General features: G+C 42.5%; 32 protein-coding genes. 23 read left to right on the forward strand and 9 right to left on the reverse strand.

Going from position 1 to position 26,496, the window contains the following annotated elements; all coding sequences use genetic code 11:
- Window positions 1–9: 9 nt before the first annotated feature.
- The 19 genes from WC715_00225 to WC715_00315 all read left to right on the forward strand — a co-directional run bounded on the left by WC715_00225 (window position 10) and on the right by WC715_00315 (window position 17,616).
- A complete protein-coding gene (locus WC715_00225) occupies window positions 10–810 on the forward strand; it encodes an ABC-2 family transporter protein (protein ID MFA6170876.1) in 801 nt (266 codons plus the stop codon).
- 41 nt (window positions 811–851) lie between these two features.
- Entirely contained in the window at window positions 852–1,658 is an 807-nt protein-coding gene (locus WC715_00230) for an ABC-2 family transporter protein (GenBank protein ID MFA6170877.1), read from the forward strand.
- A gap of 88 nt (window positions 1,659–1,746) precedes the next feature.
- On the forward strand, window positions 1,747–2,733 hold the full coding sequence (locus WC715_00235) for an ABC transporter ATP-binding protein (GenBank protein ID MFA6170878.1): 987 nt from the start codon (window positions 1,747–1,749) through the stop codon (window positions 2,731–2,733).
- A complete protein-coding gene (locus tag WC715_00240; GenBank protein MFA6170879.1) occupies window positions 2,730–3,191 on the forward strand; it encodes a DUF192 domain-containing protein in 462 nt (153 codons plus the stop codon). Before WC715_00235 ends, WC715_00240 begins: the two co-directional genes overlap by 4 nt.
- Window positions 3,163–4,683 carry an O-antigen ligase family protein gene (locus tag WC715_00245; protein MFA6170880.1) on the forward strand — a complete coding sequence of 507 codons (1,521 nt, stop codon included), beginning with the start codon at window positions 3,163–3,165 and terminating at the stop codon, window positions 4,681–4,683. The genes WC715_00240 and WC715_00245 overlap by 29 nt, the downstream gene beginning before the upstream one ends.
- A 77-nt stretch (window positions 4,684–4,760) precedes the next feature.
- On the forward strand, window positions 4,761–5,219 hold the full coding sequence (gene greA, locus WC715_00250; protein MFA6170881.1) for a transcription elongation factor GreA: 459 nt from the start codon (window positions 4,761–4,763) through the stop codon (window positions 5,217–5,219).
- Between the two features lie 118 nt (window positions 5,220–5,337).
- Window positions 5,338–5,580, forward strand: a complete 243-nt coding sequence (locus WC715_00255; GenBank protein MFA6170882.1) for a hypothetical protein — start codon at window positions 5,338–5,340, stop codon at window positions 5,578–5,580.
- A gap of 166 nt (window positions 5,581–5,746) precedes the next feature.
- Entirely contained in the window at window positions 5,747–7,231 is a 1,485-nt protein-coding gene (gene lysS / locus WC715_00260; protein ID MFA6170883.1) for a lysine--tRNA ligase, read from the forward strand.
- 21 nt (window positions 7,232–7,252) lie between these two features.
- Entirely contained in the window at window positions 7,253–7,846 is a 594-nt protein-coding gene (locus WC715_00265) for an HDIG domain-containing metalloprotein (protein MFA6170884.1), read from the forward strand.
- Between the two features lie 91 nt (window positions 7,847–7,937).
- Window positions 7,938–9,218, forward strand: coding sequence for a phosphopyruvate hydratase (eno, locus tag WC715_00270; protein MFA6170885.1), 1,281 nt, complete (start codon window positions 7,938–7,940; stop codon window positions 9,216–9,218).
- Window positions 9,219–9,364: 146 nt separating this feature from the next.
- Window positions 9,365–10,879: a 2,3-bisphosphoglycerate-independent phosphoglycerate mutase gene (gene gpmI / locus WC715_00275; protein MFA6170886.1), complete on the forward strand. Its 1,515-nt coding sequence runs from the start codon at window positions 9,365–9,367 to the stop codon at window positions 10,877–10,879.
- Between the two features lie 29 nt (window positions 10,880–10,908).
- Window positions 10,909–11,526, forward strand: a complete 618-nt coding sequence (locus WC715_00280) for an HD domain-containing protein (GenBank protein MFA6170887.1) — start codon at window positions 10,909–10,911, stop codon at window positions 11,524–11,526.
- Window positions 11,516–11,935 carry an adenylyltransferase/cytidyltransferase family protein gene (locus WC715_00285; protein MFA6170888.1) on the forward strand — a complete coding sequence of 140 codons (420 nt, stop codon included), beginning with the start codon at window positions 11,516–11,518 and terminating at the stop codon, window positions 11,933–11,935. The genes WC715_00280 and WC715_00285 overlap by 11 nt, the downstream gene beginning before the upstream one ends.
- Before the next feature lie 39 nt (window positions 11,936–11,974).
- Entirely contained in the window at window positions 11,975–13,249 is a 1,275-nt protein-coding gene (gene serS, locus WC715_00290) for a serine--tRNA ligase (GenBank protein MFA6170889.1), read from the forward strand.
- Window positions 13,250–13,300: 51 nt separating this feature from the next.
- Window positions 13,301–13,516 carry a 4Fe-4S binding protein gene (locus WC715_00295; GenBank protein MFA6170890.1) on the forward strand — a complete coding sequence of 72 codons (216 nt, stop codon included), beginning with the start codon at window positions 13,301–13,303 and terminating at the stop codon, window positions 13,514–13,516.
- Between the two features lie 6 nt (window positions 13,517–13,522).
- Complete coding sequence (murG, locus tag WC715_00300; GenBank protein ID MFA6170891.1) at window positions 13,523–14,653, forward strand: undecaprenyldiphospho-muramoylpentapeptide beta-N-acetylglucosaminyltransferase; 1,131 nt, start codon at window positions 13,523–13,525, stop codon at window positions 14,651–14,653.
- A 3-nt stretch (window positions 14,654–14,656) separates the two neighbouring features.
- Window positions 14,657–15,130 carry a hypothetical protein gene (locus tag WC715_00305; GenBank protein ID MFA6170892.1) on the forward strand — a complete coding sequence of 158 codons (474 nt, stop codon included), beginning with the start codon at window positions 14,657–14,659 and terminating at the stop codon, window positions 15,128–15,130.
- 2 nt (window positions 15,131–15,132) lie between these two features.
- Window positions 15,133–16,455 (forward strand): amidohydrolase, encoded by a 1,323-nt coding sequence (locus tag WC715_00310; protein ID MFA6170893.1) that lies wholly within the window; start codon window positions 15,133–15,135, stop codon window positions 16,453–16,455.
- 90 nt (window positions 16,456–16,545) lie between these two features.
- Complete coding sequence (locus WC715_00315; protein MFA6170894.1) at window positions 16,546–17,616, forward strand: hypothetical protein; 1,071 nt, start codon at window positions 16,546–16,548, stop codon at window positions 17,614–17,616.
- A gap of 4 nt (window positions 17,617–17,620) precedes the next feature.
- Here WC715_00315 and WC715_00320 read toward each other — a convergent pair whose 3' ends face one another.
- On the reverse strand, window positions 17,621–18,823 hold the full coding sequence (locus WC715_00320; GenBank protein ID MFA6170895.1) for a radical SAM protein: 1,203 nt from the start codon (window positions 18,821–18,823) through the stop codon (window positions 17,621–17,623).
- A complete protein-coding gene (locus tag WC715_00325; GenBank protein MFA6170896.1) occupies window positions 18,804–19,121 on the reverse strand; it encodes a hypothetical protein in 318 nt (105 codons plus the stop codon). The genes WC715_00320 and WC715_00325 overlap by 20 nt, the downstream gene beginning before the upstream one ends.
- 64 nt (window positions 19,122–19,185) lie before the next feature.
- Between WC715_00325 and WC715_00330 the strand changes: the two genes are divergently transcribed.
- Window positions 19,186–20,346, forward strand: a complete 1,161-nt coding sequence (locus WC715_00330) for an MFS transporter (protein MFA6170897.1) — start codon at window positions 19,186–19,188, stop codon at window positions 20,344–20,346.
- Between the two features lie 21 nt (window positions 20,347–20,367).
- On the opposite strand, the gene WC715_00335 is transcribed toward WC715_00330, so the two are convergent.
- The 4 genes from WC715_00335 to WC715_00350 all read right to left on the reverse strand — a co-directional run bounded on the left by WC715_00335 (window position 20,368) and on the right by WC715_00350 (window position 22,731).
- The gene (locus WC715_00335) at window positions 20,368–20,838 is read right to left on the reverse strand and encodes a hypothetical protein (GenBank protein ID MFA6170898.1); all 471 of its coding nucleotides are present in this window, start codon (window positions 20,836–20,838) and stop codon (window positions 20,368–20,370) included.
- Between the two features lie 43 nt (window positions 20,839–20,881).
- Window positions 20,882–21,595, reverse strand: a complete 714-nt coding sequence (locus WC715_00340; GenBank protein ID MFA6170899.1) for a polysaccharide deacetylase family protein — start codon at window positions 21,593–21,595, stop codon at window positions 20,882–20,884.
- Window positions 21,596–21,671: 76 nt separating this feature from the next.
- Window positions 21,672–22,292, reverse strand: coding sequence for a hypothetical protein (locus WC715_00345; protein MFA6170900.1), 621 nt, complete (start codon window positions 22,290–22,292; stop codon window positions 21,672–21,674).
- A gap of 91 nt (window positions 22,293–22,383) precedes the next feature.
- Entirely contained in the window at window positions 22,384–22,731 is a 348-nt protein-coding gene (locus WC715_00350) for a hypothetical protein (protein ID MFA6170901.1), read from the reverse strand.
- A 56-nt stretch (window positions 22,732–22,787) separates the two neighbouring features.
- Between WC715_00350 and WC715_00355 the strand changes: the two genes are divergently transcribed.
- Window positions 22,788–22,910 carry a hypothetical protein gene (locus WC715_00355; protein ID MFA6170902.1) on the forward strand — a complete coding sequence of 41 codons (123 nt, stop codon included), beginning with the start codon at window positions 22,788–22,790 and terminating at the stop codon, window positions 22,908–22,910.
- Window positions 22,911–23,219: 309 nt separating this feature from the next.
- Here the strand turns inward: WC715_00355 and WC715_00360 are convergent, their stop codons facing one another.
- Both WC715_00360 and WC715_00365 read right to left on the reverse strand, forming a co-directional pair.
- Entirely contained in the window at window positions 23,220–24,068 is an 849-nt protein-coding gene (locus tag WC715_00360) for a KilA-N domain-containing protein (GenBank protein ID MFA6170903.1), read from the reverse strand.
- Window positions 24,069–24,136: 68 nt separating this feature from the next.
- Window positions 24,137–25,081 (reverse strand): hypothetical protein, encoded by a 945-nt coding sequence (locus tag WC715_00365; protein ID MFA6170904.1) that lies wholly within the window; start codon window positions 25,079–25,081, stop codon window positions 24,137–24,139.
- Between the two features lie 182 nt (window positions 25,082–25,263).
- On the opposite strand from WC715_00365, the gene WC715_00370 reads away from it, so the two are divergent.
- Window positions 25,264–25,386, forward strand: a complete 123-nt coding sequence (locus WC715_00370) for a hypothetical protein (GenBank protein ID MFA6170905.1) — start codon at window positions 25,264–25,266, stop codon at window positions 25,384–25,386.
- A 352-nt stretch (window positions 25,387–25,738) separates the two neighbouring features.
- Complete coding sequence (locus WC715_00375) at window positions 25,739–25,930, forward strand: hypothetical protein (protein MFA6170906.1); 192 nt, start codon at window positions 25,739–25,741, stop codon at window positions 25,928–25,930.
- Window positions 25,931–26,260: 330 nt separating this feature from the next.
- On the opposite strand, the gene WC715_00380 is transcribed toward WC715_00375, so the two are convergent.
- Window positions 26,261–26,491, reverse strand: coding sequence for a hypothetical protein (locus WC715_00380; protein ID MFA6170907.1), 231 nt, complete (start codon window positions 26,489–26,491; stop codon window positions 26,261–26,263).
- Between the last annotated feature and the right edge of the window lie 5 nt (window positions 26,492–26,496).

Here is a 26,496-nt window from a genome sequence, read left to right on the forward strand (position 1 = left end):
TGAAAATCAATGTTTAAAAAATACCTGACCATCGCCAAGAATAAAACCCAGGCCGAGTTTGTTAAGCGGGCTAACGTTTTCGCTTATATCGGCGGCAATCTTTTGGATTTATTTATCCAGGTCGTAATCTGGTCGGCGATTTTTAGCGCGGCGGACGTGGTCCAGGGCTATACTAAAAGTGAAATGATGACTTATGTCGTTATCGGCTGGATCTTTATGTACCTCTCGACCAACTACGGCTACGAGAACGTTATTAAAGTCGACATCTACGACGGCCGGCTGTCCAACTTCCTTATTAAGCCCGTGAGCTATCTGGTTTACATCACTTCCCATTCAATCGGCCGCCTGCTTTTCGCCTTTTCCATTATTATAGTCCAGGCGGTTTTTTTCCTTTATTTTTTCCGCGCCGACCTTTTATACGCGCTTTCGCCCGCTGGTTTGGCTATTTTTATTTTGATGTTTTTCCTCGCTTATTTTATAAAATTCTTTTTAGCGGTGATTTTCGGTTTTTTCTCTTTTTGGCTCTCGGATATAAACGGCGCTTATTATACTTTAAACGTTTTAAACCGCTTTTTGTCCGGCGCGTTTTTTCCTATCGCGTTTTTGCCGGCTATCGTAGCTAAGTTAAGTTATTTTTTTCCTTTTGCTTACACTTATTTTTTGCCGATGCAATTTTATCTAGGAAAAATAACTTTGGGGCAGGGGATGCAAATTTTAGGCGCCCAGCTGGTCTGGATTTTAGTATTATTCGCTGTGATCAAAGCGGTCTGGGCTTTGGGGCTAAAGAAGTTTGAGGGGACAGGAATTTAAAAACGCGATAAGCCGAAAAACTTCGCCTACAAATTAAAACTATGGGCAAATTTAAAAAATACGCGACTATTACCAAGATGGAAATGTCCCGGCAAATGACTCACCGGTTTAATATTATCTGCTACCGGGTGGGAAATTTTTTTGAGGTGCTGGTTCCTTTGGTAGTCTGGACTGCCGCTTTCCGCGGGGCAACGATTATCAAAGGCTATACCTACGACGAAATGATTACCTATGTAATCGTCGGCTGGCTCATACTTTACTTGACCGCGAGCTACGGCTTTGAAGAAGTCGCGGCACGGCTGATTTATGACGGCACGCTTTCCCAGTTCATAATCAAGCCGATAAGTTTTCTCCGCTACGTCTTTACCCTGGGACTTAGCCGCAGTGTAATGGCGGTTTTTCTCTCCGTCCTTATCCAGGCGGCGGTCATCTTTTTTGCCCGCGGCCATATTGTCGCGAGAGTCGGAATGGTAGAAGTAATAATCTTACTGGCCATGATCTTTATGGCTTTAATTATCCGCATGCTTTATTCGATTTTAATCAGCCTGGCGGCCTTTTGGACTGACGAGATTTCCGGCGTTGATTTTACGGCGAGCACTTTAAATAAATTCTTGTCCGGCGCGTATTTTCCGATTAATTTACTGCCAGTCGGCTTTGCTAATTTTGCCATGGCCACCCCTTTTATTTATACCTTATACTATCCGACTAGCATTATTCTCGGGAAAGTTTCGGTTGCCGAAGCCGCCCGCGGCCTGGCAGTTGAGCTGTTATGGATTCTGGTAATGTATGGTATTATTAAACTAGTCTGGCGCGCTGGCCTGAAAAAATACGAAAGCGTAGGAATATAATCAATTTACAATTATCAATTTAAAATTGATCGTTAGCATTGCCCATGATTAATTAACTATTGTTAATTGCAAATTGTTATTAAATATTATGCCTATCATTGAAGTAAAAAACTTGTCTAAGACTTACGAATATTACAAAAAACAGCCTGGTCTTTGGGCTTCGGTTAAAGGGCTTTTTCGCCGGGAAAAACTTTTTACCCAGGCAGTTAAAGAAATCAGCTTTAACATTCAGGAAGGCGAACTGGTCGGATTTTTAGGTCCGAACGGCGCCGGAAAAACTACGACCTTAAAAATGCTCTCCGGAATTCTTTATCCCACGGGCGGGGAAGCCGCGGTTTTAGGCTATACTCCCTGGAAGCGCCAAAAAGAATACCAAAAACAGTTCGCGCTTGTCATGGGCCAAAAAAACCAGCTTTGGTGGGATCTGCCGGCCATGGAAAGCTTTATTTTGAATAAGGAAATTTATGAGGTTTCCGATAAAGATTTTAAGCGCAATCTTGACGAGCTGGTCGCTCTCCTGGACATAAAAGACGTTTTAGATATTCAGGTGCGAAAATTGTCGCTCGGTCAAAGGATGAAATGCGAACTGGCGGCCGCGCTTTTACATAAGCCTAAGGTTTTATTCCTTGATGAACCAACTATTGGCCTGGACGTAATCGCCCAGAAAAATATCCGCGACTTTATTAAAAAATACAACCGGGCGGAAAAAACTACGATTATGCTTACTTCGCATTACATGGAAGACATAAAAGAATTGTGCGACCGGGTAATTATAATCGACCGGGGAACGATTATCTACGACGGAGACCTGAACTCGCTAATAATCAAATACGCCCCCTACAAAGAGTTAAATATAACTTTTGACGGCGATGGCGTTACCCGGGAGCAGGTAAAAAAATTCGGAGAACTGGCCAAGTTCGCGCCGCTCGCGGTTTCTATTAAAGTACCGCGGGAAAAAGTAAAAGACGTCGCCCGAAAAATTTTAGCTTCAAGCCTGCCGGTCGACGATATAATGATTGATGAAGTCGAGGTTGACGATGTTATCCGCCAAATATTTAATAAATACAGAAAATGATATTCCATAAAAACAAATTATTTTTCTTTTTTGTATTTCTATTTTTACTGATCCTTGGTTTGTTTGTCTTTAAAATCCGCACTTCGGCGAAGAACATCATCTCAATTAACGGCCATGAGTTGGCCGCCGAACTGGCTAATACGCCGGCGGAGCAGTATCGGGGTTTAAGTAACCGCGAGTCATTATGCGCCGATTGCGGCATGCTTTTTATCTTTCCGGACCAGGCTCCAAGAACGTTCGTAATGCGCGAAATGAATTTTTCCCTGGACTTTGTCTGGATTATTAATAATGAAGTTGTTAAAATAGATGAAAACGCCATGCCAGAAGGGAAGGTGTATAAAAATAACTATCTAAGCGGCCAGCCGGTTGACAAGGTTTTAGAAGTCAATGCCGGATGGGCGGCCAAAAACAATATTAAGGTCAATGACCATGTTCAATTTAATTCGTCCGTTAAATAAAATTTCGAGCATACTCATACTAATTTTCTTCGCCGAAATATTCTCTTTATTCGGCTACCTGATACCGGTTCATCTGCCGGTCTTTTTTGCGATATTGGCGGTTTTATTCCTCGTTTTGTCCGTCAAAGACTTAAGGTACGGAATTTTTATCCTTTTGGCCGAGCTTTTTATCGGCTCTTTCGGCCATCTTTTTTATATAGAGTTAAGCGGCCAGGTAATTTCCATCCGCATGGCCTTTTGGCTGATTATAATGGCCGTCTGGGCAGGAAAAAAAATAGCCGGATTAATCAAAGAAAATAAGCTGGATTTAAACCTGGCTATATTTAAGGAAAATATTGATTTGATGATTTTCTTCTTATTCTTAGGCATGGGTCTAACAAACGGCTTTTTAAACCATAACGGGTTAAAAAATATTTTACTCGACTTTAACGGCTGGCTTTATTTCTTACTGGCTTTTCCTCTTTTTGACACAATTAAAAAATGCGACCTAAAAATAATTTTTAACATTTTTACTGCTTCCATTATCTGGATCAGCGCGAGCTCTCTTTTTTTCCTCTACATATTTTCCCATTTCTCCGCCTGGGATACTTATCCGCTTTTCCGCTGGCTTAGGGACGCGGGGCTCGGGGAAGTAACGCTTATGCCAAGCGGAGTATACCGGATTTTTTTTCAGTCGCAAATTTACGCCTTGGCCGGAATTTTTATTATCTTTATTGCCTCTTTTAAAAATTTGGCAAAACTTGAATATTCAAAAAAAATAATGCAATATTTTTCCCTTACGGCTTTGCTTTTGTCCTCAATTCTCATTTCTTTCTCCCGAAGCTACTGGGCGGGATTGGCGGCCGGCATTCTTTTGTGCTTGTCTGCCGTACTTGCTATCTATCGCTTTAAAGCCTTTTTTCGGGCAGTAGCGGTTTGGGTTGCCTTAGGGGCGGCCAGTCTCGCTATAATTCTTTTAGTGGCAAGATTCCCGTTTCCGAGGCCCGAGGCCGGTTTAAACGCCAAAGATCTTTCCGACCGCTTCGGGCAGGTTTCGGACGAAGCCGGCGCCAGTTCGCGCTGGGCGCTTTTGCCGAGACTATGGGAAGAGATAAGGGAGTCGCCTATTTTAGGCAAGGGTTTTGGCGCGACCGTCACTTATAAATCAAGCGACCCGCGGGTTTTAGAAAGTTCGCCCAGCGGAGAATACACTACTTACGCTTTTGAGTGGGGCTGGCTCGACATCTGGTTAAAAATCGGCCTGATCGGTCTTTTAGCCTATCTGATTTTAATTCTCCGGATTTCGCTTCAGGCAGTAAAATTTTCGAGCTTAGATAATCCGGCATACGAACCTTATAAATTAATTAACGCCGGAATTATTGTCGGCCTCCTTGCTATCGGCGCGACCAGCATTTTTTCGCCCTACACCAACCATCCGCTCGGCATCGGCTATTTACTTCTTGCCCTGCTTATTATTAACCTTTCACAAAATCTTAATCCGCGGGAGTCTTAGTATCATTGATTTTTTTTTAATTTTCAGGTATATTCAATATCATCAAATATCTCTAAATTACTTATTATCAAACGTTTATGACCGATCAAATCATCACCCCCGAAGGGTATGATAAGCTTAAACAGGAATTAGAGCTCTTAGTTAATGTTCGGCGCCGGGAAATCGCCGATCGGATCGAAAAAGCCAAAGAACTCGGCGATCTGTCGGAAAACGCCGAATACGCCGACGCTAAAGAAGCCCAGGCGTTTAACGAAGGCCGAATCCAGGAATTAAACGCCATGCTGAAAAATTTGACCGTCGTATCGAACGGCGGGGGAAAGGACGTTGTCGGCATGGGCTCTAAAGTAACGGTCAAAACCGAAGGCAAATCCAAAACCTATACCATAGTCAGTTTTAATGAAGTTGATCCGGCCGAAGGGAAGATTTCCAATGAATCGCCGTTGGGACGCGCTTTTTTAGGCAAGAAAAAAGGCGACAAGGTTAAGGTAGAAGCCCCGAGAGGCTTAATTGAATACGAAATTACGAAGATTGAATAATTTGTTTTTTTAAAATTGATTTTTTAATTTTTATTTAGATATCTGTAGAGTAAATATGGGAATATTATTTACTTTATTGACGTCTAAACAACATTAACCCTTAAACCGGGAGGCAGTTATGAACTTTTTTCAGGACTTGGCCGACGTTTTGACAGATCTTTTTATCTGCTTAAGCGTCTGCGCCCTTGTTGTCTTTATTGCGTGGCTGACAATTTCTCGCATCCGGCGGCAAAAAAAGTCTCCGGAAGAGATTCAACTCGAGAGATTCCGGGAAAAAAGAGGAGAGGCGCTGGATAATATTTTTAAAGAGTCCAAGCTTAACGAACAATGGCTGGCCCTTCGAGAGGAAGTCAAATCTTAGGATACTTAAGATCGCCTCGGAAACCCCGGCGTAAGGAACCGGCGTTATTTAACACGGCCCATCCTACCTATTGGAGGGCCGGTTTTTTTTGACTTTTTCCCTAAAATACGATAAAATTTTAGCATAATAATTCATCTCCAAAATGGGTATTTTTTAATTTTTCTCTATGGTTAACCAAAAAATAAGCGAGCGAGACGAGCGGATAAAAAAATTGGAAGAGCTACGCGCTAAGGGAATTAACCCGTATCCTTCCCGCGCCCAAAGAACTCACTTAATAAAAGATGTTTTGGGCCAATTTGAAAAGCTGGAAAAAGACAGTTCCATAATAACAATTGCCGGACGCTTGCGCACCATCCGCGCTCACGGCAATTTGACTTTTGCCCATTTAGAAGACGAAAGCGGCCGGATGCAGATCGCTTTATCAAAAAATGACACCGGCGCGGAAAGCTATAAGGAATTTGTTAAGCTCATAGACATGGGCGATTTTATTGAGGCGGCCGGGACGGTGTTTAACACTCATAAAGGAGAAAAATCTTTGAAAATCCAATCCTGGAAAATATTAGCTAAAGCCTTAAAACCTCTGCCGGACAAATGGCACGGGTTAAAAGACGAGGAAGAGCGCTTAAGAAAAAGATATTTAGACATATTATTCAACCCGGAAGTGAAGGAAATGGTTGAAAAGCGGTCTAAGTTCTGGTACGCTATGCGGACTTTTTTAATCAACAAAGGATTTTTAGAAGTAGAAACTCCGGTTTTGGAAACTACTACCGGCGGCGCCGACGCCCGGCCGTTTATAACGCACCATAACGCCTTAGACATGGATGTGTATCTGCGTATTTCCATGGGCGAGCTTTGGCAAAAACGCTTACTCGTTGCCGGATTTGAAAAAACTTTTGAGATCGGGAGGCAATTTAGGAACGAGGGCATGGACGCCGAGCATCTGCAGGACTACACCCAGATGGAATTTTACTGGGCCTACGCCGATTATGAGCAAGGCATGAACTTAGTTGAGGAGTTATATAAATACGTCGCGGAGGAAACTTTTGGCACGCTTAAATTTAAAATTGGTGAATTTGATATTGACTTAGGAAAAAAATGGGAGCGCTACGATTACCGGGACACGATAAAAAAATATACCGGCCTGGATATTTTAAAAGCTGATTTAAAGCAGATCGAAAAAAAACTTCAGAATTTAAAAGTACCTTATGATAAGGATGGCTTTAATATTACCCGGGCGATAGATAACCTCTGGAAATTCTGCCGGAAAGAATTGGCCGGTCCGGGATTTTTGGTTAACCTGCCTATTACAGTTTCGCCACTGGCCAAGAAAGATGAAAAAAATCCGGATTTGGTCCAAAGATTCCAGGTCATTGTTGCCGGATCGGAATTAGGGAACGGCTACTCGGAATTAAATGATCCGATTGACCAGGCCGAACGCTTTAACGAGCAGGCGAAATTACGCGCCGCCGGAGACGAAGAGGCCCAGATGAATGACGAAGATTTTGTCGAGGCTTTAGAATACGGCATGCCCCCGGCCTGCGGATTCGGCCTGTCCGAGCGCGTCTTTGCCTTTTTAATGGACAAATCCGCCCGCGAAGCCCAGATTTTCCCCTTAATGAAGCCGCGAAAAGGCGAAACTAACGAAGAATAATTATTTACTAATAATCTTTATATGGCCACCCAAGAATTAGGCATTGATTATGATAAAGCCCAGCAATTAGTTGGCCAATTTATTAGCGATAAAATAACCCGGCTTCACCTAATTGAATCCGAAGCGATTATGCGCGCTTTAGCCCGGCGCCTCGGCGAGGACGAAGAAAAGTGGGGAATAATCGGATTACTCCATGACATTGACTGGGATTTAACCAAGGACAATACAAAAGAGCACTGCGCTAAATGCGCAGGAATTTTAAAGGATGCCGGGGCAACCGATTTTTTAATCAGCACGATAGTATCTCATGGCTATGGAATCGAAGCCTGCGGCGCGCCGATTGGTAAATCACGGACTTCCGCAATCGAACATTGTCTGGTCGCGGCCGAAACTTTAACCGGATTAATAATCGCCTCGACTTTAATGCAGCCGGATAAGAAATTAGTCAGTCTAAGCCTCTCCTCCTTGCAGAAAAAATTTAGAACATTAAAATTCGCCGCCAAATGCGACCGGGAGTTAATAAAAGAATGTGAAAAGGCCGGTGTAACTTTGGATGAATTTTTGGAAATCGGATTGAAAGCTTTGCAGGGAATCAGTGATAAGCTAGGAATGTAAAACCGTGAAAAAATTTAGTTTATGGAATAAATAAATGGATGAGTGTTGAAAAATTAACTATTCATTTAATATCAATAAATTCAGAAATCATATGAAAATTAAGGACATTCAGGCTATTGAAATCCTGGACTCGCGCGGCAATCCGACGATTGAAGCGGCGGTTATCTTGGAAAACGGGACGACTGGTACGGCAGCAGTGCCGTCCGGAGCCTCGACCGGAACTTACGAAGCCTGCGAATTAAGGGATGGGGATAAAGAAAGATTCGGCGGCCAAGGAGTTTTGACTGCCGTTAAAAATGTTGAGACCACGATCAAAAAAGCCTTGGTCGGAATGGATGCGTCGGATCAAAAAGCCATTGACCAAAAAATGATTGAACTAGACGGCACCTCTAATAAAGCCAAACTGGGCGCGAATGCTATACTGTCAGTGTCATTAGCCACGGCCAGAGCCGCCGCCCAAACTGAAGGCAAGCCATTATACGAATACTTAACCAAATTAAATCCAGACTTTAACGGCACATATTTTATGCCGGTGCCGATGATGAATATTATGAACGGCGGCAAGCACGCCGACTGGGCCACTGACATCCAGGAATACATGATTATGCCGGTTGGCGCGAAAAGTATAACCGAGGCAGTCAGGATGGGCGCGGAAGTCTACCAGAACCTAAAAAAAGTTTTAAAACTAAAAGGCTACGGGATTAATGTCGGCGACGAAGGCGGTTTTGCCCCGGCGGTAAATTCCAATGAAGAGCCGTTCGCTTTAATCTGCGAAGCCATAAACATTTCAGGCTATAAGCTCGGCGAAGACATAATTTTTGCGATTGATCCGGCCGCCACTGAATTCTTTGAAAAAGACCATTATAAATTAAATAAAGAAGGCAAAAATTTGAGCTCGGCTGAATTGGCGGAATTCTTTATCGAACTTTCCAATAAATATCCGATTAAATCCATGGAAGACCATTTTTCCGAAGACGACTGGGAAGGTTTTAAAGCATTTACCGAAAAAACCAAAAATAAAATTCAGGTGGTGGGCGACGATTTGTACGTAACTAATATTGAACGGCTGAAGAAGGGGATTGAAAATAAAACCACCAATTCAATTTTAATAAAATTAAACCAGATCGGGACGCTGACAGAAACCGTTTCCGCTATATTAATGGCGCGAGCGGCAGGCATGACCTCGGTTATTTCCCATCGTTCCGGCGAAACCGAAGACAGCTTTATTGCTGACTTTGTTGTTGCTATGGGCACGGGCCAGATTAAAACCGGCGCTCCGGCCAGGAGCGAGCGGACAGTGAAGTATAACCGGCTGATGAAGATAGAAAAAGAATTAGGAGATAAGGCAGTATACGCTAAGTTTCCGTTTTAATAAAAAAGGTGATAGAAATGTCTTTTGAGAAGCCTATTTTTGCCAAAATGCACGGTCCGCCTTGGCGGATTTTGGCAAAAATCTGGAGTAAATTTTCGCTGGTAAAATTCACGTCTTTTTAAAAATTGATTTTTGACCCTGAATATATGAAAAAAAAGGTGTTGCTAATCATCTGCGATGGCATGGGCTACCGGGAAGAGCGCGAGCATAACGCGATCGCCCAGGCAAAAACCCCTAACCTGGATAACTACTTTAAAACTTATCCTTGGGCGCTTTTAGGCGCGTCTGGCGAAGATGTCGGCTTGCCCGAGGGGCAGATGGGAACCTCGGAAGCCAACCATCTGGTTATGGGTTCCGGACGGATTGTCTATCAAAACCTAGTTAAGATTAACAAGCATATAAAATCCGGCGAACTGAAAAATAACGCCGCCGTCTGCGAAGCGATCGAACATGTAAAAAAATATAATAGCACCCTCCATTTAAATGGCATGGTATCGCCGGGCGGCGTCCACGGCCATATTGAGCATGTTAAAGCCCTGGTAAGAATCGCCAAAGAGGCCGGAGTAAAAAAAATCGAACTACATCTTTTAACCGACGGGCGCGATGTGCCGCCAAAAAGCGCCATCGCCTATATAAACGATCTGGAGGATTTTCTTAAAGCCGAGGGTATCGGGCGGATCGCGACTATCGGCGGACGTTTTTGGGGCATGGACCGGGACACCAACTTAGAGCGCACCGAAAAGCATTTCATGATATTAACCGGCGGCGAGGGACCGCGGTTTAAAAGCGCCCAGGAAGCGGTCGAAAATGCTTACGAGAATAATATGGTTAATGACGAATTTCTTGAGCCGGCCATAATCGCCGACCATGAAGAAGAGGCGGGGAAAATCGCCGCTAATGACGCCTTGATTTTTACTAATTTCCGCTCCGACCGGGCCAGGCAATTGGCGAGAAAATTTATTGGTAAAAAAATAGATAACCTTAAATTCGTCACCATGACCAAGTATGACGATGATTACGATTCGCTTGACGTATCGGTCGCTTTTCCGCCGGAAACCATCACCCATCCTTTATCCGAAGTTTTGAGCCGGACCGGATTAAAGCAGTTAAAAATTACGGAAACGGAAAAATACGCCCACCTGACTTTTTATTTTAACGCCCAAAAATACGAAGCTTTTTCCGGCGAAGACCGGGTACTAATTGATTCCAATAAGATTACCTGGCATGACGCCCGGCCGGAAATGAAGGTATCGGAGATTGCCGAGAGAATTTGCGCTGAACTGGAAAGAGCCAATTACGATTTTATCGCTACCAATTTTGTTAATTGCGATTTGGTCGGCCATACCGGCAATATGCCGGCCATAGTTAAAGGCGTTGAGGCTGTTGACTGGGCAATCGGCATGGCGGTAGAAAAAGCTAAGGCTCGCGGCTGGGACGTGATAATAACCGCCGACCATGGAAACGCCGAAGAAACTTTTGACAATACTTCGGGCCAGCCCATGACTTCGCATACCCTGAATCCGGTTCCGTTTATTTTGATTTCCGAAAGCCATAATAAATTACTTCGCAAAAAAGGATTTTTATCCGACGTCGCTCCGACCATACTAAAAATTATGAGCATCCCGAAGCCGAAAGAAATGACCGGGGAAAGCTTCGTCTAGAGTGCTTACAAAATTTAGGCTTAATAACTATGGACAACCTGGAAAAAATATTTGATTTTCTTCATCTTGTCAGGGATTTAAAAACCACCTACCGCTACGGAGCCCAGGAAAGGAAAAAAGGCATCCATCAGGATTCTTCAGCTGACCATTCCTGGCGCTTGGCTCTTATGGCGTTTATTTTTGCTGAAGAGCTAAAGCTTGATATTGATATTTATAAAGCGGTAAAAATCGCTTTAGTGCATGATTTATCCGAAGCTATCGCCGGCGACGTGGATTACCGGCTGATCTGGCTAAAAAAAATTACGCCCGAGGATAAATATAAAAATGAATACGAGGCCATGGAAAAAATAAAATCGACTTTGCCGGCGCCGGTTGGTGAAGAAATTTTAAATTTATGGCTGGAATTCGAGAAAGGGACGAGCCGGGAAGGGAAGTTTATAAACGCGCTTGATAAAATGGAAGGCATTGCACATTTAATAGAAGAAGGGCACGCGACTTACGACCTGCCTGAAGCCATACCGCGCTACGCCAGTCGGGCGGTTAATAATTTCCCCGAATTGAAAAATGCTTACAAAATAATGAAGCGCCGCTTAAAACAAGAGTTTGAAAAAGGAAATATTGAGTGGCTGGAAGAATATGAAGAATAAAATTCTAAAAGCCAAGGAAACGAAAGTCATGGCCTTCGGCACGTTTGACATATTCCATAAAGGCCATGAAAGCTATTTAAAGCAAGCCGCCAAGCACGGCAGCCATCTCATTGTCGTTATCGGCCGGGATAAAAACGTAAAAATCATTAAAGGCAAATTGCCAAAAAATAGCGAAAATGATAGGCTAAAAAGAGTAAGAGAAAGCGGCTTGGCCCAAACAGTAATTTTAGGCAACCTTAGGGATAAATACGCCGTAATCAGAAAATATAAGCCGGACATAATCGCGCTTGGTTATGACCAGAGAAGCTTCGTTGAAGGGCTGGCGAAAAAATTTAAAAAAATTAAAATTGTCCGTTTAAAATCATTTAAGCCCTCAATCTATAAATCATCTAAAATAGGCAACCGTTAAATTGTCAAAAGATAATTGAAAATTGCCAATTGAATTACTATGCTGGATATAAAATTCATCCGCGATAACGCGAAACAGGTTAAAAAAAATTGCGAACTCCGGAATATCAGATGCGATATCAATGAACTCCTTTTTTTGGATGAAAAAAGACGCAAGCTCCTTAAGCAGTCCGAGGATTTAAGCGCGGAAAAAAATAAGCTGAATGAACTAATCCAAAAAGCGTCAAAAGAGGAAAAGAAAAAACTTATAGAAAAAGGGAAAGAAGTGAAAGAAGAGCTGGAAAAAAATAAGCCGGAACTGGAGTCGGCTGAAGAAGAGTACCGGAGTTTACTTTTACAGGTTCCGAACATGACTCATCCAGCTTCGCCAACCGGCAAGGATGATAATGAAAACAAAGAAATCGAAAGATACGGCGAACCGCCTAAATTCGATTTTGAACCCAAGGGCCACGAAGAGCTGATGACCGCGCTGGATTTATTGGATTTTGAGCGCGGCGCCAAAGTAACCGGCTCTAAATTTTACTTTTTGAAAAACGAAGCCGTGCTTTTAGAATTGGCTCTAACCCAATTTGCTTTTGAAAAACTGATCGCCAAAGGCTTTACGCCTTTTGCCACGCCTGATTTAGCAAAAGACAAAGTGCTTTTAGGCATCGGCTATAACCCGCGCGGCGCCGAAACCCAGATTTATTCGGTTGAAAATACCGATTTAAACCTCGTCGGTACAGCGGAAATCACCATGGGCGGGTACCACATGGACGAAGTTATTCATGAAGACAAACTGCCTCTAAAATACGCCGCGCTTTCCCATTGCTACCGCACCGAAGCCGGCTCTTACGGCCGCCATAGTTCCGGACTTTACCGCGTGCACCAATTTACGAAAATTGAAATGTTCGCTTACACCGCCCCGGAAGACTCGGAAAGAATGCACACTGAATTAAAAGACATTGAAGTGGAAATTTTTAAGGACTTGGGCGTGCCTTTCCGGGTGGTGGATATTTGTACCGGCGACTTAGGCGGTCCGGCTTACCGGAAATACGACCTTGAAGCCTGGATGACTTCCCGGGACGACTGGGGGGAAATCACGTCCACCTCCGACACTACTACTTACCAGGCCCGGCGCTTAAACGTAAAAGTTGAACGCAAAGACGGGACTAAAGAGTTTTTACACATGCTAAACGGAACAGCCATCGCGATTTCCCGGGGATTGATTGCCATAATCGAAAATTATCAAAATGCCGACGGCTCGATCGTCATTCCCGAAGTGCTTCGGAAATATTTTCCCAAAGGCCAGACAAAAATCGTTAAAAAAACATAACAATCTTAATTCTTTACCGGCTTTCGCTGATAAAATTTTTGTTTTACTCTTATGCCTATTAAAATTGATTATTCGAAATGCTGCTGGAAAGATGGCAAATGCACTTCGAGCTGTTCCTGCGGCGGCGGCGCTTGCGCGGGATGCGTTGAAGTTTGCCCCGTTAACGCGGTTAAACGCGAGGATGTCGTAAAAATTGACGCGGCAATTTGTATTAACTGCGGCGCTTGCGTCGCTTCGTGCAAACACGAAGCTTTGTCCATGGAATAAATCTTTATGAAGCGAATATTGTTTTCAGGCGGCGGTACAGCGGGCTCGGTAAGTCCGCTTTTGGCTATTGTAGATGAAATTAAATCCCGGTCAGCGGATATCGTGCATCAGCCTGCTGGCCAGCCGGTTAATGATTTCGAATTTTTATGGATCGGCACGAGGCAGGGGATTGAAAGGGGTATGGTGGAAAAAGAAGGTATTGCGTTCAAGTCCATTTTTTCCGGGAAACTGCGCCGATATTTTAGCTGGAAAAATTTTACGGACATTGCATTGCTTAAGCTCGGTTTTTGGCAATCTTTTTTTATTATGCTTAAATGGCGGCCGGATTTAGTAATTTCCGCCGGCGGATTTGTTAGCGTTCCGGTTGTTTGGGCCGCCTGGCTTTTGCGCGTCCCGTGCCTTATCCATCAGCAGGACGTCCGCCCCGGACTGGCAAATAAACTAATGGCGCCTTTTGCCAAAGTTATTACCGTAACTTTTGAAAAATCATTGGAAGATTACGGAAAAAAAGCTGTCTGGACCGGCAATCCGGTTAGAAAACGGATGACCGCATTGCCTGATGCTCATTTCTTCCAGCTAAAGACAGGTCTGCCAACCCTCTTAATCGTCGGCGGCGGAACCGGCGCCATGTTTATAAACAGATTAGTCGCTGATTGCATCCATGACTTATTAAAATTAAGCCAGGTGATTCATGTTACCGGAAAAAATAAATCCGCACACAGTGCGGCGCCGAACGACGCGGCATCACGGCCGCAGCAACTCATTGAAAACTACCATTCTTTCGAATTTTTAAACGTTGACCAGTTTTCCGAAGCTATGCAAAAAGCCGACCTGGTCGTTACCCGCGCCGGACTCGCTACCTTAAGCGAGCTTAGTTTTTTAGGGAAACCCATTATTATTATTCCTATCCCTGGTTCGCACCAGGAAGAAAACGCGCGTATTTTCGCCGGACATGGCGCCGCCGTAGCATTAGCACAAAAAAACTTAACCGCTGAAAAATTTATTAAGCAAATTAAAAATATCCTATCTGACCCATCAAAAATGTTTCATCTAAAAAATAATATTTCGCAGATTATCAGGTCGCATGCAAACAAAATGGTGGCGAAAATTATTGATGAAATATTAGTAAATAACTAGTTTATGCTAGACAACGACCAGAAAAAAATCATTAGCGATAAGTTGCCTTATGTTATTTACACAACTTTATCAATTTATTTTAATTACGCGATTGTTAATGGGAAATCAGTAAAGCTACCTATTATTCTTTTGTCAGCATGCGCAATATATTGGTTAATGACAAACATTATTTTATACTTTAAGGATAACGTAAAAGCAATAATGAACAACCTATCAGAATCAATATCTGATATTATATTAAGTACAAGCATTTTGACTAAAAAAAATTCACGATTTATTTTTTTACTGCTTTTAACTCTTGTTATTTTTGATTTTTTTCTTTTTCCTTTACCCGAATTAAATAAAAATCAACAATTGCCAAGCGTTCAGCATAATTTTATTTTACTTATTCCAATTGCAATTTTTGCGCTTGGCTTTATTGCTCTGTATATCACTAAAGTGATGTTAATATTTTATTACAGAAAAAAAAGAAAATAAATATGCTCGCAATCAAAGGAAAATACGTTTTGCCGATTAATGAATCAATGGATATTACTGAAGACGGTATTGTTATAGTAGAAGGCAATAAAATTAAAGCTGTCGGCAAAAGGGAAGAGCTGGAGGCGCAATTAGAGGCTGCACATGATAACCAGCATGAAATCGAAGTAATTGACGCTGGAAATAGTATTGTCATGCCCGGACTCATAAACACCCATACGCACGCGGCCATGGCTTATTTTCGCGGGCTGGCTGACGACCTTCCGCTGGACATCTGGCTCGGCGAGCATATCTGGCCGGCCGAAAATAAGCACTTAAGCCCGGAATTCGTAAAACAGTCCGGCGAATTGGCGATACTCGAAATGATAAAATCCGGCACAACTTTTTTTAACGACATGTATTTATTCGAAGACGTACTTGGAAAGGCAGCCGAAGAAGCCGGGATTAGGGCTATGATCGGCAGCGTGATTTTTAATTTTCCCTGCGCCTCGTCAAAATCCCCGGAAGACACGCTTAATCAGGCCTTGGAGCAAATGGAAATGTTCAAAGGCAGTGAACTGATAACCGTCGCCCTTGATCCGCACGCGATCTACACTTGCGCCGGGAACATCTTAAAGAAAATCAATGAAATTTCCAAAGAAATGAATGCCGCAATCCATATACATTTGTCGGAAACAGAAAAGGAGGTCGAGGACTCTAAAAAAGAGCACGGGAAAACGCCGGTTGAATATTTAAATGAGCTAGGATTATTATCGCCAAGATTAATAATCGCCCACGCGGTTTGGCTTTCGGATAACGACCTGGAACTGCTCGCGAGAAATAACGTTAAAGTCGCCCATTGCCCGGTTTCCAATAAAAAGCTCGCTTCCGGCGTCGCGCCAATTTCTAAGATGCTTAAAAAAGGAATTACCGTTGGTCTGGGAACGGATGGAGCGGCCTCCAATAACACATTAGACATGTTTTCTGATATGCGGATTACCGCGCTTTTGCATAAAGTCAGTAATATGGATCCGACGGTAATATCTGCCAGGGAAGCGGTAAAAATGGCAACCATCGACGGCGCCCGGGTTTTGGGATTGGATCAAAAAACCGGATCCTTAGAACCCGGTAAGCTTGCTGACATTATTACTATCAATTTGGATAAGCCGCACTTACAGCCGATAACCGATCCTTATTCACATCTGGTTTACTGCGTGAACGGCGCTGACGTTGAAAACGCTATCATCAACGGAAAAATCGTAATGCAGGGCCGGAAAGTAATAACCTTGGATGAAGAGAGAATTATTGAAGCCGCCAAAGCTTTCAGCTATTCAGCCGAAAACTAATCTTTGATATAATGCAGGTGAATCATCTGCCGCTGGCCGGAAAAACTAATTATTAATTACTAACCGCCTTTGACGGCGGACGGAAAAAGTATGGAAAAAATCATTGGTTTAATAAAATCCAGTTTTCCTGATCAGCATTACCTTCTCTTCTTGATCGGCGTGATGGTTATCGCCGGAGTCTTAAAGGAAAAAAATTATTTATTGGATATTTTCCGGATCATAATCAGCCGGCTGAAAAATAAAAAAATGGTACTGGCTTTGATATCCCTTATCGGCGGCATACTGCCGATTAGCGGACGGGTAGTCGTATCGGCTGGCCTTCTCTCCACCATCGCCCCAAAAGGAGAAACGGCGCGGGACGAAACGGCGCGGCAAAAATACGGCATTATCGATTATCTTTCCACCCACCACTATTATTTATGGTCGCCTTTGGAAAAAACCGTAATTCTTCCTATGGCGGCGCTGGGATTAAGCTGGGCCGGATTTATGAAATATACTTTGCCGCTTTTGGTAATCAGCCTGGCCTACGTATTATGGTATATATCTTTTAAAATCGAAGAGGATGAAATAGAGATTGCCGTGAGCCCGGAAAAGGTTAACTGGAAGCGCCTTGTTTACGGCTTTCTCCCTTTTGCCGGCGCCGTCGCTTCGGCTTTTTTCTTTGAAAGAGGCTCTTCGTTTATTATGCTGGGTGCGGCCGCCTATTACATCTTTTTAAGCCGGACTTCTTTTAAGAAAGCTTTTTCCTATATCAACTGGCCATTGGTATTGCTCCTCGGCCTAATTATAGTACTGGCTAAATTCACCGGCGGGTACAGTAAAGAAATTGAAGAATTTATTAAAAGTTCAAGCTGGTTAAATCTTACAACCGTTACCGGCGTCCTGGCCCTATCGTCTTTTGCTTTTATCGCCAGCTGGTTTATGGGATCTTCGGGAAAATTTGCCGGAATTTTAGCTATCCTCGTTACAATTTTCGGCCCCCAGTACCTTGTCTGGTTTTTTGTCCTTGAGTTTGCCGGCTACAATTTATCGCCAATGCATAAGTGCGTGCCTATCGGAAAATCGTATTTCCATACCCCCTTGGCGACTTACATGACCGTGCTCACAACCTGGATGCTTCTTCTTTTAGGTTATGCTTACTTCTATACTTTTGTCCTCTGATTATTTATTTTTTAAAAGCGCAGGAGACTAGGGAAAATTCCGGACAGCCGCCGAGGCAGTCATTATTCGTCCGGCAAGACGCGCAAGCCGGGTCGTTTTGTATTCTAGCTGTAAATCCGTCGCGCCAGGCTTTGGCTTTTTCTCCTTGCCAGGCCTCATGGATTGAAATATTGGAAAAATTCCCCAAGACCCGGCTGGAAAAACTGCAGGGAACAATATCCAGATTGGCGTTTATAGCCAGGCTGGTTCTCAAGGCGCTGCAACCCTCAATCGCGATCCCTTTGGCCGCCCCCAGGCCTTGCAGGGCGTTTCCAAGACAGCAGTCGTAGCCGAACCTTGTTGTCCCGCTTGATTGCGAAAGTGCTTCTTTTAAAATTTCCTCCACCTTTAAAAAATCTTCATTTTTCAAGGGAGCGTCAAAACTTTTCGCCCGGCCAACCGGTTTGTAGGTTAAAAGTACGATCCCGTAAGGCTTAAGGCCAAGGCAAAATTTAATAATTTCCGGCAGCTTATAAAGGTTTGTCTGGCTTACGGTAAGCTGGAATACGACTTTAACTTTAGCTTTTTTTAAAAGCCAATAAGTCCGCAAAAACCGGCTAAAGGAAAAATTGCGCCGCCGGGAAAAATCATCTTCTATCCCTTCCAGGCTCAAGGCCGCGGCCCCGGCGTATTTTGAGATGGCGGCGATATTTAAAATTCCCGGCGAGAATCCGTTGGCTGCCAGGTTGGGGACAATCCCTTTGGCCCTGGCCGCTTTTAAAATTTTTCTAAAATCCGGATGCAGAGTCGGCTCGCCCCCGCCTAAGGCAATTTCCAAAACTCCCAATTCCGCGCATTGGCCGAGTATTTTTTCTATGTCTTTAAATGGAAGATGATAGCCGCCCGCCCCGGCATTGGCGTAGCAGTGAGGGCAATTCAAATTGCATTTAGTCGTAATCTGCAAATCAACCAGCGCGGGAGAGTTAAAAACCGTAAAGGGGTAATCCGGGATTTTCGAATCAATACTTTTTTTTAAATATTTATCGCCGGTTTTATATTGGAGTTTTAGAAGCGTTTGGCTTAAGAATTTTTTTTCTTCCGGGCTGACCGGTTTTTTTTCGAGCCATTTTTCCAGAGCCATTTTTCCCTCGTTATCGATATTTATCTGAATCCCGGCGGAGTTATTAAAAATAACCGCTCCGGATTTCTCATTTCGCATGATTAGCATGTTTATTATTTTTATGTTTCCCGGATTTTTTTATTTTAATTTTTTCCCGCCGGTAGGAAATAAGCTCCTTTATAAGAAAAAAAAGGGAAGCAACGCCCAAAACCAGGCTCAATGTTAATATTGCCCAATCCGATCCTTTCATTTGCGGCGAGCCCGCTTGCTCCGGCGCCGCGGCCAGAGTGCTTGATGCTTCGGTGGCGGCGGCCGGAGTGGAAGAGGCAAATAGCCCGCCGGGGAACCACTCGTAGCTTCCGGATGAATTAGTGGTAAAGCCGTTTTTAATCTTCAGTATTTTCACAACGCGCCAATATTTAATTAATGTGTTTTTCGTGATAATATAATAATATCATTAAATAGAACTTATGCAAAAAATTTCCCGGAATGTCCTGCTTTTGGGCCTGGTTAGCCTCTTAACCGACATCGGCTCGGAAATGGTTTATCCGCTTATCCCCGTAATTTTGTCGACCATGGCTTCGGCGCCTTTTGCCCTCGGCTTGATTGAAGGCGTTGCCGAAAGCACGGCCAGCCTCGCGAAATTTTATTTCGGTTATTTATCCGACAAAATCAAGAAAAGGAAAAGGTTTGCCGTTTTCGGCTATGGATTGTCTTTAGTCGGGCAGGCCGTCCTTGCCCTGGCCGGCAATTGGCCGCTGGTCCTGGCATCGCGCTTTATCAACCGCTTTGGCAAGGGAATAAGGACCGCTCCCCGGGACGCCCTGATAAACGAAAGCGTGCCTAAAGAGAGGCTGGGGGCGGCTTTCGGCCTCCACCGGGCGATGGATACGGCCGGCGCTCTTATCGGCGTTCTTATCGCCTATTTTCTTATCGCCAAGTTTTCCTTTTCCGCCAGCCGAGCCATATATTTCTCATTAATCCCCTTATTGCTCGGCATCGGCGCGCTTTCTTTGGTAAAAGAAAAACCAAAAGAGGAGGACGACAAAAAAATATTGCCCAGGCTGGCAATATCAATTTTTTCTAACCGCTTAAAATTTTTCTATCTTGTAAGCTTTATTTTCGCCCTGGGAAATTCGTCCAACCTCTTTCTCATCCTCCGTTCCTTAAATCTCGGGTTTAAGCCGGCAAGCGCGATACTTCTTTACGGCTTATACAACCTTTTCCATGCCCTGTCCTCATATCCTTCGGGCCGGCTGGCTGACCGGCTGGGTTTCGAACGGGTATTGATGCTGGGCTATTTCCTTTATGGGCTGGTTTACCTTTCTTTCTCCTTTGTCGACGGTAAAATTTTCACTATCCTATTATTCGCGGTTTACGGGCTTTACGCCGGTTTGACCGAAGGAGTGGAAAAAGCTTTTGTCGCCAATGAGGCTGGTCCGGAAAGGAAAGCTACGGCCCAAGGCGTCCACGCGACTATCGTCGGTTCTATGTTGTTTCCAGCTTCAATTTTGGCCGGCGCGGTCTGGCAATTTTTTGGGTTTACTTTCACCTTCTTATTCAGCGCTTCGCTCGCGTTCCTCTGCGCGATATTAATGATCCGTTTAATGAAGATGAAAGCGCGAACTTAAAGCCCGCTGATAAAAAGGGGATTACTCGGCGGAAAGAGCGCTGGCAAATTTTTTTATTTTATCTCCAATATCTTCCCTGGAAACTTCCAAAGTCTTAAAACTCAAAGTCGCGGCCGGCTTAACGCCGATAATTTCACCCATGCCGGAGAAAGCTTTTTCGTCGCCCGAACCGCCCATGGTGCAAAAAAAAGCGGCTTTTTTTATCTGTCCCTTGTTTTTATTAAGGTACGACCGGATCGGGCTGGACATATCCCAGCCCCAAATCGGCGTGCCGACGATAACTAAATCGTAATCAGCCGGATTTTTCGCGAATTCAACCGGCGGCATGGCCTTTTGCATGGCTTCTTTGCCGGATAATAAATAGCCTAAAACCCCTTTTCTGTTTTTCGAATCTTTTATTTCATCGGTCTCGCAATTTAATTCTTGCGCTATCCTTTCGGCCGCTTTTTTAGTAATTCCGGTCCGGGAATAATAAGCGATTAATGTTTTCATAATTTGTTGAATTAATTTTTAAATTCCTCAAACGCAATTAATCTTAATATTTTAACAGCTCTGATATTGTCGCGAAAACATATCCTTTTTCTTTTAATCCGCTGATAATTTTCGGGAGGGCCTCTCTATCGGCCGCGCACTCTTTTTCACAAAATGGATGAAGTAAAATTATTGATCCCGGTTTCGCGTTTAGAAGGGTATTTTTAGTAATGAGTTCCGCGTTGCCGGAATAATTCGTATCCGGTTCAATGTCCCACATAATCGTTTTTATATTGTTTTCATTAAGATACCGCGGCAAACCCAATAATTTTTTTCCGTTTGGCGGGCGGAAGGTAATTTCACCCTGATAGCCGGAATCGCGGATAAGCTGGTTTGTTTTTTCTATTTCACTTTTAATGAATGCCTGGGATTTTAAGATCAAGCGCCGGTGCGAATAAGAATGGTTGCCCAGTTCGCTTCCTTGCCGGACAATTTCCTTGGCCTGATTGGGAAATTTTTCCAAAGATTGCCCAATGGCATAAAAAGTTGCCTGGACATTGTTTTCTCGCAATATTTTCAACACTTCATCCGTATATTCCGTAGGCGCGTCATCGAATGTTAAGGCCACTACTTTCTTGTCGGTATCTGCATGACTGGCAAGCCTTCCAAAAAACTGAAAAGTTCTTGACTTGCTAAGTTCAAAGAGACCGTAGGCGGTTATTGCCAGCACGGCCAAGACCAGCGCGCAAATTATATAAATTCTAATATTAATCTTCATTTATTTGGGCGATTTTGCAGAATAAACTACAGTTTTCTGTTCATGCTTCGTTTATTAGGCTCCACTCAAACTGCGTTTATACTTTTCGCTGATCGTATATCTCCAAAAATTTATCTTTCTCGTCAGGACTAAGAAAAAATTTCTTTCCATTTTTCAAGGTCATAAGAAGAAAGTCTCCCCGTGCTTTAATATCAACTTTTCTTGCTGAACCGGGATACTTTGTATACTGAACGGTAAATGGGGAGATACTGTAGCAAATCAACTCACCTTCGCTATAGGCATCTCCGGTTGGGTCTTTTTCTCCTCTGTCGCACTTCTCGTAAAAATCGATAGCTAAATCTTTTGCCTGATCATTTGATATTTTTTTTACGCTTTCAATTTCTTGGAAAGCAATCTTATCGCTTAGTGTTCCAACTTCGCAGAGTATGCCTGTTTGATCAATTTCGTAATATTGATTTGACGAAGATGATTTCTTAAAAATAATCAATAAAACAACGCTTGAAAAAAGAAAAAACACCAAACCCAATTTTTGTTGGCTAGACAGGAACGGAGTATCGGGAAGTTTATCCACGGTGACATTTCCAACTCCATTCATTATCCCGGAAAGAAACAGCAAGCCAATGCACCAAAAAAACAAAAATACTATAATAGTAAACCAGGGACGTGATGAAACATTTTTACAGTAAAATCTATCCATAATGTTATTAATTACATTCAAAGGTTATGACTTGGCCTGTTTGCATATTTGTCGTTTTCCCGATTATAATTATAAAAGGAACCGTCAAAAATTATTGGCATAATTGTTCAACGTATTGCCCGTCTTTTGACCTATGTCCGCAAGCGCATGTGCAATACCCGTCTATACAGAAAGGATCACCGCCGATTCCTAATTCTTTTTCTCTCTCATCGCAAGAGTTTTTCATAACCTTCACGCAGTTTGAATCGGTTTCACACGACCAACCGTTATCTTTATCATAAGAAGGTCTAGCCGCGTCATTTTTTACCGAATTTGATTGAAAGCTGGCCGGCGGTAAGGCAGCGGGTATTTTTTGTTGGTTTTTTATTAGCATAACATAACCACCCAGCAACAATAAAAAGATGGCTACTATGATTGTTGCTTTTGTTAAATTTTTCATAATGTTGAGTATTATTAGCTTTCTAATCTCTTCCTAACGGCTTCGGAATAAGCGAAGTGGCCGGAGGCATCCCGCCATCAGGCGGGAGGCCGGAAGGGCATTTCGCGTATTCCGAGTTAGGCGATGTCGCGAGCGGAGCGAGCGGCGAGCCTGACGAGGAAGAATTCCGAAGCCGTTAGGCCGAAAGGAAAGCGAGCGACAGCGAGCGATTTCGGCCTAACGTATCCGAATATGAGAAGTTTTTGCCCGCCTCCTTATTATATTATAATTGAAGAAAAGGGCAAAAATTTGGGTAAAAAATGAAATTCAAGTCCATAATTATATAAAAGAGAATTTCATTTTTTCCTCATATTCGGTGTTGTGCGATGTAAATTTTTTATCTCGTTGTTTATTGTACTAAATCTTAATGTTACTAAAAGAAAATTTGATTTTTTCGTTTTGTTTCAAAAAAAGAGGGGTAGGGGTGAATTTTTTTGAAACAAAACTCCTCAGCGTATTTCTTTTTTAGATGATTCCAGCTTTTTTACTCTATCGTTTGTTAAAAGCGATTTCATCTGAATAATTGCAGTATTATTTAATTTCAAAATTCTATCTTTCTGCGAAAGTCCTTCGCGAATTAATAATGCGTTTATACTTTCAAGATTAGACAAAACTACCAACTGCTCAATTGAAGCATAATCTCGAATATTTCCTTTTAACTTTGGATTCTTATCTCGCCACATTTTGGCGGTTATCCCGAATAGGGCAACATTGAGCAAATCCGCTTCATCGGCATATTTCATATTAACCTGTTCTTTCGTTAATTCATGTGGAATTAGCTTTTCTTTTATGGCATCGGTATGAATTTTGTAATTGATTTTTGCCAGCGTTCTTTGAAGATTCCATTCAAGCTTCAAACGGCTATTTTCATCTTGTTTAAGCCGCTGGAATTCAACTAATAAATATAGCTTGAATTCCGCGCTTACCCAGGAAGCGAACTCAAACGCAATATCTATATGCGCGAAAGTGCCGCCTCCATATCTTCCAGATTTTGAAATTAAACCAATGGCATGTGTCTTTTCTATCCATTTTTGCGGCGGCAACACAAAAGAATTGGCTCCAGCTTCATTTTTAAACTGGTCGAATTCGACCAGTTTAAAAACAGGATTATGCAGTCTTTCCCAAAGTCCTAGAAAATCAATCGTGCCACGAGTTCTCATCCAATTTTTTACGACATCGGCTGGAAATGCCGGGTTTTTGTGTCGCGCTATATCGGTCAAAGAAATATAATCACTATTATTTTTAGTAAAAGTGACTATTTCTATGCCTTCAACTTTTATTTTTTGTTTCTTTGCCATAAAGTATTAAGTTAGATTGAATTTAACTTAATTTTACCATATTTTTTATTTTTTAAAAAAGAGGGTTGCTACAACTTTAATCCAAGTTTATATTTTCCATTAAATCTTGCAAATTCATAATCTTCACCAGTAAACATCCTTGCGAAAACAGTTAATCTTTTTAACTCTGTCAAGAAATCTCTGCCGAATGTCTCTTTAAATAAAGATACTATTTCTTTATTTTCCATAATCCTTTCTCCTTCGATAAAGCCTCTTTTTAAGGCATTCCAAATTTGATCTTTCGGAAGTTTATTTTTTATGGCCAACTTCTTAATTATCGCATCGACTAACGTAACTTCAACACTGTAAGTAAATTTTTCCGGATTTATTTTTCTATTCCTTCTGTATAATTCCTTTTCTTCGTTTGACCAGCCAGAACTATTTAAATACTTTTCCAATATTTCTCTTGCTATTTTTTCAGTTACACCCTCATTAAATAAACCAAAATCATTGTTATGATAGCCAGACTGAATTTCTTTCGCATGCGCCTTATGATGACCAGATGGTTCCAGACCGACGCAAATATTTTTACTTATAGCATGAGCTTCTTCGTGTACGATAGTATGTAACATGTTCATTTCTTCAGTTCCGTAGGTTTCAGCCAGTCTCTCATAATAATATTTTTTTTCTGACTCTGGAGATGTGGGAATTGAACCAGGCGCCCTAAGCTTTATTAAATTATACTTACCGTCGTAATTACTATATGTTGCTTCGCTTGAAATAATTTTTTCAGGCCATATAAAATTACTTCTGTCTGCTGTAATTCCACATTTTTTTTCTAATTCAGAAAATAGGTCGCGCAATAAATTAAAATCTATTTTATCAAAAAAACTTTCCCATTCGGGTAGGTTTTGTCGTCCCCACATTTCAACAAAATCGTCAATAAATTTTTGTTCTCTATTCCTAACTTGTTCTTCGGGTTCCGCAATATCCTTTTCCAAAAAAATTTCTCGTTGATTTGGAATTTTTTCCATAATATTTTTGAAAATAGGAAATTAATCCGTTTTTTCTGCGATTCCAGGAGCAGAAAAAACACCTTTTACCCCTCTATAAAATAAATAAAAAATCAAATTTTCGTCGTGGTTCAATGCACAAAACCTGAAATTACACCCAAGATAAAAAATTTATTTCACTTAACGGCTTCGGAATAAGCGAAGTGGCCGGAGGCATCCCGCCATCAGGCGGGAGGCCGGAAGGGCATTTCGCGTATTCCGAGTTAGGCGATGTCGCGAGCGGAGCGAGCGGCGAGCCTGACGAGGAAGAATTCCGAAGCCGTTAGGCCGAAAGGAAAGCGAGCGACAGCGAGCGATTTCGGCCTAACGTATCGGGATAAGCGAAGTTCGCTTTCCGGGTTTATTGCTTTTAGCTTAACAATAAAAATGGCTAATGTAAATGCACTTATCGTGGAATACGGACTAACAAAGGGAAGCGAATTTGGGAGAAGAAATTTTTCTTTCCTTAGCGTAAAAAATTTAAAAAACGAAAAATTTCTGAACCGCTTATCCCGTGTTAGACGACCCGAAGGGCTTGAGTTTCATTTTTAATAAAATGATTTTTTGGCTTGATTATAATTATCCTTTATGCTATTGTCATATGTCTTCCAATAAACTCGAAAGGGGGTGAGTACATTCATGGAGGAAGGGCGTATCGCAGTGATTACAGTGGAATTCGTTAATCCCGATGAGCTAAAGAGAAGGGGTGAAGACGAATCTTTGAAGAAACGGGGATGCCTCGGAACAGGAGGGCTGGGAAAATACATACCACTTCTCGCTGACTTTCCCGCGGACGTCAAAAGTGCGGTTCTTTTTACCAAAAAGCAATAGATACTCCAATCAGGGCAAAAAAGCCGAAGACCAGACCGTAAATCTGGTCTTTTTTTTATTAAAAAATTATTTTATTAAAAATGAAATTTCGGCCTAACGTTTCCGAATATCGGAAGTTGCCGAAGCGTAGCGAAGGCAATTTGCGAAAAGTCCGAGCCGAGGACTTTTCCCGATATTCGGTGTTAGGCGAGGGTTCTTTTGCCCTTCCTTATTGTAATTATACAAAAGAAAGGGGCAAAAGAAAGCGCAGCGACCCCTTGAGTTTTCTTTAAAAATATTTTTGCTTAAATGGTTGGGTGGCCGCCTGTCGAAGGAAGCCACCCTGTGATCTTACCAAAATTTGGAGCCCTCCAGGTTTTTCTTTTCTTTATACAGCTTCTTTAATTCTGCTTCACGCACTTCTTCTCCTGTGAGGCTCTCATAATGAGCAATTTTTTGGTTCGTCTCGATAATGCGCTTGTTATTGGTTGAATTTGCGAGCCATACTATAAGCACGCATAACATCACAAATACCAGAAAGGCGCCGGAGTAAAGTTTCGCTTCCTTTTTATCCACTTTCATAATGT

The sequence above is a fragment of the Patescibacteria group bacterium genome (genome assembly GCA_041661505.1).
Lineage (GTDB): Bacteria > Patescibacteriota > Patescibacteriia > Patescibacteriales > JBAZCA01 > JBAZCA01.

Coding starts and splice junctions, on each gene's coding strand:
- WC715_00225 (MFA6170876.1), top strand. CDS start 10: ATGTTTAAAAAATACCTGACCATCGCCAAGAATAAAACCCAGGCCGAG.
- WC715_00230 (MFA6170877.1), top strand. CDS start 852: ATGGGCAAATTTAAAAAATACGCGACTATTACCAAGATGGAAATGTCC.
- WC715_00235 (MFA6170878.1), top strand. CDS start 1,747: ATGCCTATCATTGAAGTAAAAAACTTGTCTAAGACTTACGAATATTAC.
- WC715_00240 (MFA6170879.1), top strand. CDS start 2,730: ATGATATTCCATAAAAACAAATTATTTTTCTTTTTTGTATTTCTATTT.
- WC715_00245 (MFA6170880.1), top strand. CDS start 3,163: ATGTTCAATTTAATTCGTCCGTTAAATAAAATTTCGAGCATACTCATA.
- greA (MFA6170881.1), top strand. CDS start 4,761: ATGACCGATCAAATCATCACCCCCGAAGGGTATGATAAGCTTAAACAG.
- WC715_00255 (MFA6170882.1), top strand. CDS start 5,338: ATGAACTTTTTTCAGGACTTGGCCGACGTTTTGACAGATCTTTTTATC.
- lysS (MFA6170883.1), top strand. CDS start 5,747: ATGGTTAACCAAAAAATAAGCGAGCGAGACGAGCGGATAAAAAAATTG.
- WC715_00265 (MFA6170884.1), top strand. CDS start 7,253: ATGGCCACCCAAGAATTAGGCATTGATTATGATAAAGCCCAGCAATTA.
- eno (MFA6170885.1), top strand. CDS start 7,938: ATGAAAATTAAGGACATTCAGGCTATTGAAATCCTGGACTCGCGCGGC.
- gpmI (MFA6170886.1), top strand. CDS start 9,365: ATGAAAAAAAAGGTGTTGCTAATCATCTGCGATGGCATGGGCTACCGG.
- WC715_00280 (MFA6170887.1), top strand. CDS start 10,909: ATGGACAACCTGGAAAAAATATTTGATTTTCTTCATCTTGTCAGGGAT.
- WC715_00285 (MFA6170888.1), top strand. CDS start 11,516: ATGAAGAATAAAATTCTAAAAGCCAAGGAAACGAAAGTCATGGCCTTC.
- serS (MFA6170889.1), top strand. CDS start 11,975: ATGCTGGATATAAAATTCATCCGCGATAACGCGAAACAGGTTAAAAAA.
- WC715_00295 (MFA6170890.1), top strand. CDS start 13,301: ATGCCTATTAAAATTGATTATTCGAAATGCTGCTGGAAAGATGGCAAA.
- murG (MFA6170891.1), top strand. CDS start 13,523: ATGAAGCGAATATTGTTTTCAGGCGGCGGTACAGCGGGCTCGGTAAGT.
- WC715_00305 (MFA6170892.1), top strand. CDS start 14,657: ATGCTAGACAACGACCAGAAAAAAATCATTAGCGATAAGTTGCCTTAT.
- WC715_00310 (MFA6170893.1), top strand. CDS start 15,133: ATGCTCGCAATCAAAGGAAAATACGTTTTGCCGATTAATGAATCAATG.
- WC715_00315 (MFA6170894.1), top strand. CDS start 16,546: ATGGAAAAAATCATTGGTTTAATAAAATCCAGTTTTCCTGATCAGCAT.
- WC715_00320 (MFA6170895.1), bottom strand. CDS start 18,823: ATGCTAATCATGCGAAATGAGAAATCCGGAGCGGTTATTTTTAATAAC.
- WC715_00330 (MFA6170897.1), top strand. CDS start 19,186: ATGCAAAAAATTTCCCGGAATGTCCTGCTTTTGGGCCTGGTTAGCCTC.
- WC715_00335 (MFA6170898.1), bottom strand. CDS start 20,838: ATGAAAACATTAATCGCTTATTATTCCCGGACCGGAATTACTAAAAAA.
- WC715_00340 (MFA6170899.1), bottom strand. CDS start 21,595: ATGAAGATTAATATTAGAATTTATATAATTTGCGCGCTGGTCTTGGCC.
- WC715_00345 (MFA6170900.1), bottom strand. CDS start 22,292: ATGGATAGATTTTACTGTAAAAATGTTTCATCACGTCCCTGGTTTACT.
- WC715_00350 (MFA6170901.1), bottom strand. CDS start 22,731: ATGAAAAATTTAACAAAAGCAACAATCATAGTAGCCATCTTTTTATTG.
- WC715_00360 (MFA6170903.1), bottom strand. CDS start 24,068: ATGGCAAAGAAACAAAAAATAAAAGTTGAAGGCATAGAAATAGTCACT.
- WC715_00365 (MFA6170904.1), bottom strand. CDS start 25,081: ATGGAAAAAATTCCAAATCAACGAGAAATTTTTTTGGAAAAGGATATT.
- WC715_00375 (MFA6170906.1), top strand. CDS start 25,739: ATGGAGGAAGGGCGTATCGCAGTGATTACAGTGGAATTCGTTAATCCC.
- WC715_00380 (MFA6170907.1), bottom strand. CDS start 26,491: ATGAAAGTGGATAAAAAGGAAGCGAAACTTTACTCCGGCGCCTTTCTG.